12 protein-coding genes and 1 tRNA gene are annotated in these 13327 nt (G+C 57.9%); 2 read left to right on the top strand and 11 right to left on the bottom strand.

The genetic code is table 11. The features are described from left to right. Positions 1 to 134: 134 nt before the first annotated feature. The 6 genes from rplI to rnr all read right to left on the bottom strand — a co-directional run bounded on the left by rplI (position 135) and on the right by rnr (position 5615). Entirely contained in the window at positions 135 to 581 is a 447-nt protein-coding gene (rplI, locus tag ACF8YQ_RS03845) for a 50S ribosomal protein L9 (RefSeq protein ID WP_011785846.1), read from the bottom strand. A 20-nt stretch (positions 582 to 601) separates the two neighbouring features. Continuing rightward, entirely contained in the window at positions 602 to 1465 is an 864-nt protein-coding gene (locus tag ACF8YQ_RS03840; RefSeq protein WP_014420682.1) for a hypothetical protein, read from the bottom strand. Between the two features lie 25 nt (positions 1466 to 1490). Further along, a complete protein-coding gene (gene rpsR / locus ACF8YQ_RS03835; protein WP_011785848.1) occupies positions 1491 to 1721 on the bottom strand; it encodes a 30S ribosomal protein S18 in 231 nt (76 codons plus the stop codon). A gap of 24 nt (positions 1722 to 1745) precedes the next feature. Further along, positions 1746 to 2159 carry a 30S ribosomal protein S6 gene (gene rpsF / locus ACF8YQ_RS03830; RefSeq protein WP_011785849.1) on the bottom strand — a complete coding sequence of 138 codons (414 nt, stop codon included), beginning with the start codon at positions 2157 to 2159 and terminating at the stop codon, positions 1746 to 1748. Between the two features lie 245 nt (positions 2160 to 2404). Then, positions 2405 to 3142, bottom strand: coding sequence for a 23S rRNA (guanosine(2251)-2'-O)-methyltransferase RlmB (gene rlmB, locus ACF8YQ_RS03825; protein WP_011785850.1), 738 nt, complete (start codon positions 3140 to 3142; stop codon positions 2405 to 2407). 25 nt (positions 3143 to 3167) lie between these two features. Continuing rightward, positions 3168 to 5615: a ribonuclease R gene (gene rnr / locus ACF8YQ_RS03820; protein ID WP_396622629.1), complete on the bottom strand. Its 2448-nt coding sequence runs from the start codon at positions 5613 to 5615 to the stop codon at positions 3168 to 3170. A gap of 274 nt (positions 5616 to 5889) precedes the next feature. Here rnr and ACF8YQ_RS03815 point away from each other — a divergent pair. Then, positions 5890 to 5976 (top strand) — tRNA-Leu (locus tag ACF8YQ_RS03815). 149 nt (positions 5977 to 6125) lie between these two features. Here ACF8YQ_RS03815 and ACF8YQ_RS03810 read toward each other — a convergent pair. The 4 genes from ACF8YQ_RS03810 to mpl form a co-directional block, all read right to left on the bottom strand. Beyond that, positions 6126 to 8057 carry a hypothetical protein gene (locus ACF8YQ_RS03810; protein ID WP_396622628.1) on the bottom strand — a complete coding sequence of 644 codons (1932 nt, stop codon included), beginning with the start codon at positions 8055 to 8057 and terminating at the stop codon, positions 6126 to 6128. 146 nt (positions 8058 to 8203) lie between these two features. Further along, a complete protein-coding gene (locus tag ACF8YQ_RS03805; RefSeq protein ID WP_014420677.1) occupies positions 8204 to 9343 on the bottom strand; it encodes an acyl-CoA dehydrogenase family protein in 1140 nt (379 codons plus the stop codon). A gap of 122 nt (positions 9344 to 9465) precedes the next feature. After that, entirely contained in the window at positions 9466 to 10089 is a 624-nt protein-coding gene (locus tag ACF8YQ_RS03800; RefSeq protein WP_014420676.1) for a flavin prenyltransferase UbiX, read from the bottom strand. Next, positions 10082 to 11476: a UDP-N-acetylmuramate:L-alanyl-gamma-D-glutamyl-meso-diaminopimelate ligase gene (gene mpl, locus ACF8YQ_RS03795; protein ID WP_396622627.1), complete on the bottom strand. Its 1395-nt coding sequence runs from the start codon at positions 11474 to 11476 to the stop codon at positions 10082 to 10084. Before mpl ends, ACF8YQ_RS03800 begins: the two co-directional genes overlap by 8 nt. 144 nt (positions 11477 to 11620) lie before the next feature. On the opposite strand from mpl, the gene ACF8YQ_RS03790 reads away from it, so the two are divergent. Then, on the top strand, positions 11621 to 12883 hold the full coding sequence (locus ACF8YQ_RS03790) for a 6-phosphofructokinase (RefSeq protein ID WP_396622626.1): 1263 nt from the start codon (positions 11621 to 11623) through the stop codon (positions 12881 to 12883). Positions 12884 to 12955: 72 nt separating this feature from the next. Here the strand turns inward: ACF8YQ_RS03790 and ACF8YQ_RS03785 are convergent, their stop codons facing one another. Continuing rightward, entirely contained in the window at positions 12956 to 13210 is a 255-nt protein-coding gene (locus tag ACF8YQ_RS03785; RefSeq protein ID WP_011785863.1) for a GrxA family glutaredoxin, read from the bottom strand. Positions 13211 to 13327 lie beyond the last annotated feature (117 nt).

The following is a 13327-nucleotide window of genomic DNA, read 5'->3' as shown; positions in this document are numbered from 1 at the left end:
GGAAATGAACAAACGAGATTACAAGAATACCAGAAAGCAACGGGCCCGAAACCGTCTCCGGCTCGGGCCCGTTTTTCAGCACAGAAACCTGCGGCTTCAGTGCTGGTTGAATCGACCTGTCACTGGGCTACCGATTACTCGGCAACAACCGCCAGCTTGATGGTCACTTCAACGTCTGTGTGCAGCTGCAGTTCGATGTCGTACTCGCCAGTCACCCGGATCGGGCCTTCCGGCAGACGAACTTCGCTCTTCTCGACTTCAGTACCACCGGTAGACACTGCGTCGGCAATGTCACGAACACCGATAGAACCGAACAGCTTGCCTTCTTCACCGGCCTTGGAGGTGATGGTGAAGGAAGCGCCTTCCAGAGCTTCGGCACGGGCCTGGGCAGCAGCCAGCTTCTCAGCAGCAGCTTTTTCCAGCTCAGCGCGACGCTCTTCAAACGCCTTTACGTTTGCTTCCGTAGCAGGAACGGCCTTGCCGTACGGCAGCAGGAAATTACGACCGTAACCGGCCTTAACCTTTACCTTGTCACCCAGGGAGCCAAGGTTTGCGACTTTCTCGAGCAGAATAACTTCCATCTCGTTAACCTCTTCGTGCTTTATTCAGCCGGACCGGCGGGTATACGCCCCCGGATATCCAGCCAGCTATCCACAAAAGCCAGAACCACTAACAGCATCAACAGATTGGGACCCAGCAGAACCAGAGCAACGTAAAACATTGCCAACCAGTTTCCGCTCCACTGCTTTCGAGCAAACACACCGTGCACCAGAGCCAACCCGGCCAGAACCAGCGGGGTGCCCGCAGCCCAGGCCAGCAGGATGGCATTCAGCCCAAGAATCGGGCCGACCACCATGGTGATGGCGCACACTACGGCTACCGCCGGCGATAACCTGAGGCCATGGAATTCCTTGCGGAATCCACCGGGGTTATACAACCCCGCCTGCCACGACCTTGCCAGCATCGTCATACCGATGGCGGTGGCAAAGTAGGTACCGGCCATGCTGGCGTTCATGGTGTCCCGGATAACCTGTTCCAGTTCACCACCCAGCGCACGAGCCATTTCAGTGTTGTACTGCTCGTAAACCTCGACACCAGCCTGAACCAGATCGTTCAGCAGCGCCGGATACATCACAGGCAACATCAGCCCGGTCAGTATCGCCAGAAAGGCACCGGACAACAGCGCTCTTTCCCAGGACAGCGTCGTCCGGATAATGGATGCCATCAGCATCACCTGCAGCAGCACCGCCAGCGCCGTGGGATCCTGGCCGTAAACGGCCCACCCGATCGCCGGAATCAAAGCCCAGAGGCCAATATTGAGCCCCTGGCGAATGCCCAGTCGAAGAACGACCAGGCCAGTTACCGCTGCGCCAATCCAGAACAGTAAGGGTACTGCGGTGGTAACCGCTGCAACCCCGCCAGCCTGCAGGGGACCGCGCATTACATACTGTGCCAGTGCACGCATGGTCCCGGGTCCTGTCCGTTAAAACTTAGTGGTCGTGACCGTCCGTATACGGCAGCAGTGCCAGGTAGCGGGCACGCTTGATAGCGGTAGCCAGCTGACGCTGATAACGTGCTTTGGTGCCGGTGATGCGGCTGGGCACGATTTTGCCGGTTTCAGTGATGTAGCCTTTCAGGGTGTCCAGATCCTTGTAATCGATCTCTTTAACACCTTCTGCCGTGAAGCGGCAGAACTTACGACGTCTGAAAAAACGAGCCATAACGTAACTCCTAACTCCGGTTAATTACTCTTCTTCGTCCTGGGATGCGCTCTGACGCTCTTCAGAGTCAGCTGAACGACGTGGACGATCGTCTCCGCCGGAACGACGGTCCTCACGGGACTCAGCGGCTTTCATCGGAGACAGGTCGGTAACGGCCTCGTCGCGACGCAGAATCAGGTCACGGATGATGGCGTCGTTGAACCGGAAGTTGTGAGTCAGCTCGTCCATCGCTGCCTGTGAACACTCGATGTTCATCAGCACGTAGTGAGCCTTGTGGATCTTGTTGATCGGGTAAGCCAGGTGACGACGGCCCCAATCTTCCAGGCGATGTACCTTGCCGCCATCTTCAGTGATGACGCTGGTATAACGCTCGATCATCGCGGGCACCTGCTCGCTCTGATCCGGATGTACCATGAAAACGATTTCGTAGTGACGCATGAGTTCTCCCTACGGTTTAAACAGCTTCCTTCTCCCGGTGGCCATACCAGTGGTTGTGGCCGGAGCGTGAAAGCAAGGAGGTGACAGCAAGTGCTGCCGGTTTCTTTTTTGCTTTATCAATAAGGCTTTACAAGAAAGGCTTGATCAAAAGCGAAGCTAACCATTGCCATACAACAGACAATAAAAAGCCACCCCTTGAAAAAGGGGTGACGTATTCTAGGCCCGCAGGCCTGTTTGTGCAAGGTTTAACCGAGGCGCTGGCGCAACGCCTCATACAGACAGACACCGGTCGCCACCGACACATTCAGACTGTCGACGTGGCCGAGCATCGGAATGTTGATCAACTGGTCACAATGTTCACGGGTCAGACGGCGCATGCCTTTACCTTCAGCGCCCATTACCAGAGCAACCGGCCCCTTGAAATCAGCCTGATACAAGGTGGCATCCGCCTCACCTGCCGTACCAATCAACCACACGCCCTGGTCCTTCAACTCCCTAAGGAAACGGGCGAGATTGGTCACCCGGACAAACGGTACCGTTTCTGCCGCCCCACAGGCGACCTTTCGGGCAACCGGCGTCAACGAGGCAGATTTATCCTTGGGCACAATCACGGCCTGCACTCCCGCCGCATCGGCGGTGCGCATGCACGCACCCAGATTATGGGGATCCGTCACGCCATCCAGCACCAGCAGGAATGGCGGCTTGTCACTGGCGGCCAACTGGGCAAGAAGATCATCCTCGGTCCACTCCCGGCTTTCCGCAACGGCAGCAACAACACCCTGGTGGACACCGGACACCCGCTCATCCAACTCTTTCCGGTGCACCACTTTCCAGGGCACCCCCAGACCGTCAAGGGCATCGGTAACCGACTTCACCCGCTTATCCTGACGACCGGTCTGAATCCAGACCCGTTGCAACCGCTCCGGCTCTCTTTTCAGCACGGCATCTACGGCATGCCAGCCAAATACATATTCCTGAGACACTGACAATCAATTCCTGCGTAACGTGTTATTTGCGACTCTTGCGCTTACGGCCCGAGCCTGACGGCTTACCTTTGGCTGATTTGGACCGCGCCTCGCGGGCCGCCTCTGCGGCCAGCTTTTCCTTGGCGCTGGCCGGCTTGCCGGATTTTCGCCCTTTACCGGAGCGATCACCCTTGCCTTTGCCCCGCGGCTCGCGCTTGGACACTTCCAGCGCATCGCGGTCTGCCTTCCGGCGCCTGGGGGTACTTACCAGCTCAAGATCGATTTTGCGGTCTTCCAGATCGACACGCACCACGCGGACTCGCACTTCGTCACCCAGACGGAAGCTGACGGCCGTGCGCTCACCAATCAGACGATGCTTGACGGCATCGTGATGGAAGTAGTCACCACTGAGCGTGGACACGTGTACCAGACCTTCGATGTAGATATCGGACAACTCAACAAAGAAGCCAAACGGCACCACCGCGCCGATAATGCCATTGTACTCCTCGCCCACGTGATCGCGCAGGAACTCGCACTTGAGCCAGGCCATGACATCCCGTGTAGCATCGTCGGCCCGGCGTTCGGTCATGGAGCAATGCTCACCCAGCTGCTCCATGCGGGCGTAATCGTAGGGATACTCTGCCAATTCGGGATCGTGCACTTTCGGAGACACCAGATCTTTGGTCGCCTCGGGATTATGGATCCGGGACTTGATGGCCCGATGCACAATCAGGTCCGGGTAACGTCGAATTGGCGACGTGAAGTGGGTATAACTGGCGAAGCCAAGACCAAAATGCCCGGCTTCCTCAGGACTGTACACCGCCTGGCTCAGAGAGCGCAGCATCACCATCTGGATGACATTGGCATCCGGGCGGTCGGCCACCTGACCCAGCAAGGCCTGGTAATCTGCCGATGATGGCTTATCGCCGCCGCCCAGCTGCAATCCCAGCTCACCCAGGAACAGGCGCAGATTGCTCAGACGCTCTTCCGAAGGCCCGTCGTGCACCCGGTAAAGCGCCGGAATCTTGTGCTTCTTGAGGAAGCGGGCCGTCGCCACATTGGCGCACAGCATGCACTCTTCGACAATCTTGTGGGCATCGTTCCGGTGCACCGGAACAATTTCCTCAATCTTGCGCTGGGCATCGAAAACAATCTTGGTTTCCGTGGTCTCGAAATCAATGGCCCCACGCTCGGTGCGAGCCTTTCGCAACAACTTGTAGAGGTCATACAGGTTGTGCAGATGTGGCAGCAGATCCGCATAGTGGGCGCTGAGTTTGTAGCCCTGCTCCGTATCCGGATGCTCCAGCATGGCACTGACCTTGTTGTAGGTCAGCCGGGCATGGCTGCGCATTACGGCCTGATAGAAGGTGTAGCCGCTGATGTTACCGGCGGCACTGATGGTCATGTCGGCCACCATGCACAGACGGTCGACATCCGGGTTCAGGGAACACAGGCCATTGGAGAGCTTCTCCGGCAGCATGGGCACCACGTGGTCCGGAAAATACACCGAGTTACCGCGCTGAATGGCCTCTTCATCCAGTGGCGACCCCGGGCGGACGTAATGGGATACATCAGCGATGGCCACCACCAACCGGTAGCCACCACGGGAACGAGGCTCGCAGTAAATGGCATCATCGAAGTCACGAGCGCTCTCGTCGTCGATGGTCACCAGGCGCATGTTGCGGATATCCACCCGGTTTGCCTTGTCTTTCTCTGCCACTTCCGCGGGAATCGAGGCGGCCTGCTCACCGACCGCGGGCGGCCAGCTATGGGGGATTTCGTAGGAACGAATGGCCACATCGATTTCCATTCCCGGCGCCATGTGCTCGCCCAGAATCTCGATAACCTGGCCGGTGGGCTGGGTTCGAATCGTCGGCTGACGAATGATTTCCACCACAACATACTGGCCGTGAACCGCCTTACCCGCCTGCTCATCCGGAACCAGTATCTCGTGATTGATTCTGGCGTTCTCTGGCACTACGAAGGCGATGCCGCTTTCTTTAAAAAAGCGACCGACGATCTGGGAGGTGCGATGCTCCAGCACTTCTACAATCTTGCCTTCCCGGCGCCCGCGATCATCCACCTGATCCACCCGGGCGGCTACCCGGTCACCGTGGAATACCTGGCGCATCTGCCGGGCAGTCAGAAACAGGTCGGAGCCACCGTCATCGGGGATCAGAAACCCGAAACCATCACGATGTCCAACCACACGCCCGGTGACCAGATCCGCTTCCTCGATCGGCAGGAACGCATCACGGCGGTTACAGATCAACTGTCCATCACGGCACATCGCAATCAGACGACGGCGCAACGCTTCAATTCCTTCCGCAGACGTCTGCCCGAGCTCCTGACACAGGGTCTCGTGCGTGGCCGGCGCGCCCCGCTCTTTCAGATGTTGGAGAATGTACTCCCGACTCTGGATGGGGTTGTCATATTTCTGGGCCTCACGCTGGGCATGAGGGTCACTTTGTTTGTTCTTCCTGGAAACCATTCGGATCCTTTCTGTCTCACCGCAAACCGTGCGGCATCATTCGTGTTTGATGCAGTATAACGTTGGGATGGGAATGCTGCCTAACAAGGGCGCCAATATAGGCACAAATACCCTGAAATCGTCCGACATCACTCTAGAAACTTTTTTTGAAAAAAATGTTTGACAGCTCCCGAGCGAATCATTAAAGTACGCGCCATCGGTTGAGGGGCAACTCCTCACCACTGGCAGAAACGCTCAGTTTTCAATAAACTAAACGCGAATCTGCAAATCACCTGCCGAGGTGGTGAAATTGGTAGACACGCTAGCTTCAGGTGCTAGTGGGGGCAACCCCGTGGAGGTTCAAGTCCTCTCCTCGGCACCATTTTCTTCCCCAGAAAATGGCATACGAAACCAAAATCCCCGAAAAAATCAGCAAGGCCTTACGTTCAATTCGCCGTATTGAAGCCGAGCATTTTGTGCTGCCTGAAAGGGCGACAGACCAACCATCTATCACCCTTCCCGCTAACAGCCTTACTCCGACAGCTTGTCCAACAGATAGTCCGAGAGGGTCTGGTACTCGTACTCCACTGTGGCATACGCCCGGCCCGGCCGGTCGAGAGGGCCGTCGCCGCACTCAGATGTCGCCAGGAAATCGACCAGATAAGCGGTCTTGAGCAGGTTCGGGCGCTGAGGATCCAGGCCATCGCCGTTCAGTGCGTCGTAAAACAGCTGCCACTGGAACGCTCCGTTCGCGGAATCCACTTCTGGCAGATTTTCGGTCGCCCGATCCAGGAACGGGAACCGGAGCAAGCGGGCAACAGAGACGCCATTGCGATCATCAATATCGTATTCATAGGCGCCGGCCCCGAAAAGATCGGAGGCGGCAACATCACTGGTAAACGAGAAGGGAAACAGGCGGGTCGCGTACTGGCCGTTGCGCTCGGTATCGTTTGGCGCAACACCCTGCGGCGCGCAGGTGGCTCCTCCACCTGTAAACTGAACACCTGCTTCCAGAACACCGCCTTCGGTAAGTTGATACCCACTCACCAGATCCAGTGGCGGCTGTTCGCCATCCAGGACTTCCGCTGGAGAATTGGCCGACTCAACCTTCAGTTCGCGGTCAGCCCTATCGGGCACGGATTCCAGCAGAGTCCCGGTCTGCTCATCCCAAACCCAACTGATGTCACTGATACCATCCAGCTCGGTTCCCCCTGGCGTTACCCCGAGCGTCTGCTCGTGACACGTGGTGACGGTATCGAGACTGGCCGTGCCATTCTCCCACGCAAACTCCAGACGCTCGTGCACGCCCTCCCTGTCGTACCAGACGGCACTTTGAGGTGAAAGGGAGGACGATGGCAGCCACTGGGTCTTCAGGTTGGTCATATAGCCATCGGCCTGAAACAAGCGGACCATCTCAGGCAGCGAAATACCTATGCAGCCCCGGCTGGACACAGCCAGCAGCCTGCCACCCTCACTGTATTCAAACGATAACTCTGCCGAGGCGCCCAGATCCGAGGTATTGGTGGGCAGCGTGTCTGATCGGGTTGGCCGTGCCGAAATCCGCTGGCTGACCAGCAGCCTGGGATTGCTGACTTCCACATCAACATCCGGCAGTACCAGCGTATCGGTATCCACATTGCCGTAGTTGCCACCGGATACAGCGGCATCGACAATCGCAATAATCTCATCAACGTTCTGAACCACGGAATAGCCAAGCAGGTACACTCCGTCACGCGGTAACAGGCTGGCCTCGCTGCCGTCACTGCCATTCCCTGCCAGGTAATCGTTGTAGCCATCAGGAATCTGGCTGCCCATGAAACGCGCCAGCGCCCGGGCATAGGCGTGAGCGCGGTCGTCATTGGCAAGGATATAGTCCTTCCACAGATTGATACCGTCCAGATCCGCAAAACGGTTATCCGGAATCGGATTTTCAGTATTCCACTGCCCGGCCAGGCTCCGGAAGCGGGCCAGCGTAGTCAGTGGGGTAATATTGGTGACGCCGGGACTTGCCGACATCAAAAACGCCCGACTGACCGGCTCATCGCCGTAGCTTCGCTCCTCCAGGGTCTGCCCGGGAATGGCGAGGGCATAAAGCGGATAATCCCTGGGGTCCAGGTTTGCGCCGATGGATGGCGGAACATCCAGTGCGGAAACATCCATGGAGAACCGCCCGCCGGGACCGCTCATCACGGTTGGCTCGCCGTCCTCGAGTATGTGGGTATTACCGCTGTCCAGCTCAATCTCCACCGGCCCTGCGGTGTACTGGCCATTGTCGTCAAGATCCAGCCAGACCCGGGCATTGTTGAGGTATCCGTCGATCACACGCCCCTTGTAGGGCGCCCGCTCGCTGTAGGTAACACCATCGAACTCCCGGCCATCAACCGGCAGGTCATCGGATTCATCGCCACAGCCGGCGATCGCAAGTGACAGCAGAGGAACGGTAACACTGATCAGACGTTTCATCGCGGCAACCATTTATCCTTGTTAGAGGTTGTGCCGCTACTTTAGGAGATGTGCCGCCGGGAGACCTTGACAGGCTTGGCAATTTGTAAAGTTTGGTAACGAGCAGGCCCCGGAATGTGCCGGGGCCTGCAAATCGGGGCAATTCGTCAGAACGACCGCGCCACGATTTCTTTCATGATTTCGTTGGTACCGGCGTAGATCCGCTGCACGCGCGAATCGGCCCACGCCCGGGCAATCGGGTACTCCCACATGTAGCCATAGCCACCGTGCAGCTGAACGCATTCGTCCATCACCTTGCATTGAAGGTCGGTGGTGTGCTGCTTGAGCATGGCCGCCGTCGGGATATCCAGCTTCTTGTCGAGGTGCAGCTCCAGGCAGCGGTCTGTAAAGACACGGGCTGCCGTGATTTCGGCTTTCAGCTCGGCCAGCTTGAAACGAGTGTTCTGGAACGCGATGACCGGTTTACCGAAGGCTTTGCGTTCTTTCACGTAATCCAGGGTCCACTGCCAGGCGGCCTCGGCGGCAGCGACGGCGGTCAGAGCCACCTGAAGCCGCTCTGCCGGCAACTCCTGCATCAACTGGAAGAAGCCCTGTCCTTCCATGCTGCCCAACAGATTATCTGCCGGAACTTTTACGTCCTGGAAGAACAACTCAGAGGTATCCTGGGCCTTCATGCCCACCTTGTTCAGATTCTGGCCCTTTTCAAAGCCCTCCCAAGCGGTTTCGACCAGCAACAAGCTGGTGCCCTTGGCACCTTCTTTGGGGTCAGTCTTGGCAACAACAATCACCAGATCCGCTAGCTGACCGTTGGTGATAAAGGTTTTTGAGCCATTCAGAATGTAATGGTCACCCTGGCGGATGGCCGTGGTTTTCACGCCCTGAAGATCGGAACCTGCCCCAGGCTCGGTCATGGCGATGGCAGTGATCATTTCACCTGATGCCATTTTGGGAAGATACTTCTGCTTCTGCTCTTCCGAGCCGTAGTTCAGGATATAGGGCGCCACGATATCGGAGTGCAGCCCCCAGCCAATGCCGGACAATCCGGCCCGGGAGATTTCTTCCATGATCACCGCCGAGTAACGGAAATCGGCCCCCACACCGCCGTACTCTTCCGGCAGCATGGGGCATAGGAACCCCAGCTCGCCCGCTTTTTTCCAGAGCTCCCGGCTGACCTGGCCATCCTTTTCCCATTGGTCGTGATACGGAGCGGCTTCCTGTTCCAGGAATTTGCGAACGGAGTCCCGGAAGCCTTCAAGATCGGCATCGAACAGAGTACGTGGAATCATTGCTGAACCTCGGTGAACGGGTTGGTTTATCGTTGTGTTCAGCAAGTCTGTGGCGGGGTGGGGTTTCGCTCAATGGTGAAAACCATCAATCGTTTTGGCCAAAACCATCGCCCCGGAACGGGTCAGTCGGCTTTCTTCTCGCCCCAGCGGGGTACCAGGGTCTGCGGAAAATCCAGGTGGTCGAGAATCCGGGCAACCATGAAATCGACCAGATCATCCACCGACTGCGGGTTGTGATAGAACCCGGGGCTCGCCGGCATCATCACCGCACCCATGCGGGTAAGCCTGAGCATGTTTTCCAGGTGTACCTCAGAATAGGGCGTCTCCCGTAACACCAGAATCAGCTTGCGGCGCTCCTTCAGGGCCACATCGCCGGCGCGCTCGATCAGGTTATTGCTGGCCCCGGTCGCCAGAGCCGAGAGCGTGCCAGTGCTGCAGGGGCATATCACCAGCGGCGCCTTCTCGCCGGAACCGGAAGCCGGTGGAGAAAACCACTCCTCCCGGCCAAAGACCTGCACCTGACCGGGCTGCGCACCGGCGAAGTCCGACAAGGCCTCTGCCATGGCAGGCGTAGAACCCGGCAGCCGAAAATCGGTTTCAGTCGCGATCACCACCTGGGCGGCCTTACTGATCATCACGTTCACACGGCAACCGTTGGCTACCAGGCACTGCAACAGACGAAGCCCGTACTGGGCTCCCGACGCGCCGGTAAACGCCAGATTAACAACCGGTGATTGTTCAGCCACGACGCTTCTCCAGTTCCGCCACCAGTTTCCGATGAATGCCGCCAAAACCGCCATTACTCATGATTACGATATGACAGGTCTCTGGCAGTCCCTCCAGGGCCTTCTCAATCAGCTCCTCCACCGACGCCTCCACCCTGTGATGATCCAGCTCACCATGTTCCGCCTGCCAGCTCCCCACCAGTTCCGGCAACCAGTCCATATCACTGAGATTACCCCAGAGCACCCGGTCTGCCAGTGCGGCACTCGGAATCAGCGTCTGCTTGTGCACACCCTGCTTCATGGTATTGGAGCGGGGTTCGATAATGGCCAGGATTGGCTCATCCCCCACCCGGTTGCGCAACCCCTCCAGGGTGGACGCAATCGCGGTTGGATGATGGGCAAAGTCGTCGTATACGCGCACACCGCCGATTTCGCCCACCAGCTCCATTCTGCGCTTGACTCCAGAGAACCGGCACAACGCCGCCACCGCATGGTCAGGCGTAACGCCCACATGACGGGCAGCGGCAATCGCCGACAGGGCATTACGTACATTGTGCAAGCCGGTCAGGTTCCATTTCAGGGTCGCCACCGGCTGCTCATGGTGGATGACCATGAAGCGGCTGCCGTCCTCAGCCAGAAGCTCTGCCCGCCAGTCCGCCGTGCGGCTGATCTCGCTGCCGATAGCCGTATCCTGCACCGGGCTCCAGCACCCCATCTCCAGGGCATTATCCAGGTGGCTGTCCAGGGCAGGTCGAATGATCAGGCCCTGAGACGGTACGGTACGCACAAGGTGGTGGAACTGACGCTCGATGGCTTCCACGTTTTCGAAAATGTCGGCGTGGTCGAATTCCAGGTTATTCAGAATCAGGGTATTCGGGCGGTAGTGGATAAACTTGGAGCGCTTGTCAAAGAACGCGCTGTCGTACTCATCCGCCTCGATCACAAAGAAATCACTGCTGCCCAGCCGGGCAGACACCGGAAAGTCCTGGGGCACACCGCCTATCAGGTAACCGGCATCAAAGCCGGCCTGGTCGAGAATCCACAGCAGCATGGCCGTTGTGGTGGTTTTGCCATGGGTACCGGCTACGGCCATCACCCAACGGTGGCGCAGGACCTCCCGGGCAAGCCATTCAGGGCCAGACATATAATCAATGCGCCGGTTGAGCACTGCTTCCACTTCTGGATTGCCCCGGGACATGGCGTTCCCGATCAGCACCAGATCCGGTTTCGACTCCAGATTCTCGGGACGGTAACCCTCCGTCAATGCAATGCCCTGGGCCTCCAGCTGAGTGCTCATGGGGGGATAAACACCCTGGTCCGAACCAGTCACCTTATGCCCCAGCTCCCGGGCGATCACCGCCAGACTGCCCATGAACGTGCCGCAAATGCCCAGAATATGTATATGCATTAAGGTTGTGCCTCCGGTTTGAAACCTGCCAAGCCTCTACCATACTTTCTGCGCGGTCAAGAGCCGGCATATGCTCATGAAAAACCGCGGTGTTTGGCGTATCATCTGCGCCATCATTGAACCAGCAGGAGGCTTCAGCCCGAGATGGCTATCAAGAACGCATTTTATGCCCAGTCTGGCGGGGTCACCGCCGTTATCAATGCCAGTGCCTGCGGTGTTATCCAGACCGCACGTAAATACCCGGACCAGATCGGCAAGGTCTATGCCGGCCGTAATGGCATCATCGGCGCGTTGAAAGAAGAGCTGATTGACACCAGCCTGGAATCTGACGACGCCATCCAGGCCCTGATCCACACGCCGGGCGGGGCTTTCGGCTCCTGCCGATACAAGCTCAAGAATATTTCCGAGAACCAGCGCGAATACGAGCGCCTGATTGAAGTGTTCCGGGCCCACGACATAGGCTACTTCTTCTATAACGGCGGCGGTGATTCCCAGGATACCGCCTACAAGGTCTCCCAGCTGGCCGACCGCATGGGTTACCCGATCACCTGCATCGGCGTGCCCAAGACCGTCGATAACGACCTGCCCTTCACCGACTGCTGCCCCGGCTTTGGCTCCGTGGCCAAGTACATTGCCACGTCCACCCTGGAAGCCAGCCTGGATATCAAGTCCATGTGTGAAACGTCCACCAAGGTCTTCATTCTGGAAGTGATGGGACGCCACGCCGGCTGGATAGCAGCCTCCGGTGGGCTGGCCGGACAGGGCGAGGGCGAACCGCCTCACATCATCCTGTTCCCGGAAATTCCCTTCAACCGGGAGAAATTCCTGGAGCGGGTGGATCAGTGCGTGAGGGATTACGGCTACTGTGTGGTGGTGGCGTCTGAAGGCGCCCAATACGAAGACGGCCGCTTCGTTGCCGATGCCGGCGCCAAGGATGCCTTCGGCCACACCCAGCTTGGTGGTGTTGCCCCGGCCCTGGCCAATATGGTGAAACAGGCCCTGGGCCACAAATACCACTGGGCAGTGGCAGACTATCTGCAGCGTGCAGCCAGGCACATTGCCTCGGCCACTGACGTGGAGCAGGCTTACGCGGTTGGCAAGGCTGCGGTGGAAATGGCCCTGGCAGGCAAACAAGCTCTGATGCCCACCATCGTGCGGGATCAGGCCAAGCCTTATCGCTGGTCAATCGGCGAGGCCAACCTCAGCGAGGTCGCCAACCAGGAAAAGAAAATGCCGATCCATTACATCACAGACAACGGCTTTGGCATCACTCAGGATTGCCGGGATTACCTGCAGCCGCTGATCGCCGGCGAAAGCTTCCCGCCGTTTGACGACGGTCTGCCCAGGGTGGCCAAGCTGAAGAACCAGCTGGTGGAGAAGAAACTGAGGACCGAGTTCGAACTCTGATCCTGCCCTGCAGCCCTACAAAAAAGCCCGGCCAAAATTGCCGGGCTTTTTTACGCTACAAACGGCTGCGACCTAACTGGCCGTTTGCGCCTCATGGCGGCGCACATACGCCGAGAAATCGTCGAAACCACCCACATACTCGGAACCCACCAGAATCTGGGGCACCGTGTAGACCGGATGGCCGATACGGTCGGCAATGTCCTGTTTGCTCATGCCTTTTTCGATCATGTCCACCCACACGTAGGGGATGTTTCTGGATTCACACAGGTCCCTTGCCCGAACGCAAAAACCACAACTTGAACGGCCATAAATCGTGACCTGCTCCATACATACCTCCTGACTCAAAGGGTTGCGAGTGGCTGGCACTCAGCGCATTTATAATGTCGCAATAATGGCATGGCGAGCACCAATTGAAAATTGATCCTCGCCATGATCGTGATAGTA

It is taken from the genome of Marinobacter sp. W-8, assembly GCF_044342215.1.
GTDB classification, from domain to species: domain Bacteria; phylum Pseudomonadota; class Gammaproteobacteria; order Pseudomonadales; family Oleiphilaceae; genus Marinobacter; species Marinobacter nauticus.
Note: the sequence above shows the minus strand (reverse complement) of the source record. Positions and strands in the feature narration are given on the sequence as shown.

Coding starts and splice junctions, on each gene's coding strand:
- rplI (WP_011785846.1), bottom strand. CDS start 581: ATGGAAGTTATTCTGCTCGAGAAAGTCGCAAACCTTGGCTCCCTGGGT.
- ACF8YQ_RS03840 (WP_014420682.1), bottom strand. CDS start 1,465: ATGCGTGCACTGGCACAGTATGTAATGCGCGGTCCCCTGCAGGCTGGC.
- rpsR (WP_011785848.1), bottom strand. CDS start 1,721: ATGGCTCGTTTTTTCAGACGTCGTAAGTTCTGCCGCTTCACGGCAGAA.
- rpsF (WP_011785849.1), bottom strand. CDS start 2,159: ATGCGTCACTACGAAATCGTTTTCATGGTACATCCGGATCAGAGCGAG.
- rnr (WP_396622629.1), bottom strand. CDS start 5,615: ATGGTTTCCAGGAAGAACAAACAAAGTGACCCTCATGCCCAGCGTGAG.
- ACF8YQ_RS03810 (WP_396622628.1), bottom strand. CDS start 8,057: ATGAAACGTCTGATCAGTGTTACCGTTCCTCTGCTGTCACTTGCGATC.
- ACF8YQ_RS03805 (WP_014420677.1), bottom strand. CDS start 9,343: ATGATTCCACGTACTCTGTTCGATGCCGATCTTGAAGGCTTCCGGGAC.
- mpl (WP_396622627.1), bottom strand. CDS start 11,476: ATGCATATACATATTCTGGGCATTTGCGGCACGTTCATGGGCAGTCTG.
- ACF8YQ_RS03790 (WP_396622626.1), top strand. CDS start 11,621: ATGGCTATCAAGAACGCATTTTATGCCCAGTCTGGCGGGGTCACCGCC.
- ACF8YQ_RS03785 (WP_011785863.1), bottom strand. CDS start 13,210: ATGGAGCAGGTCACGATTTATGGCCGTTCAAGTTGTGGTTTTTGCGTT.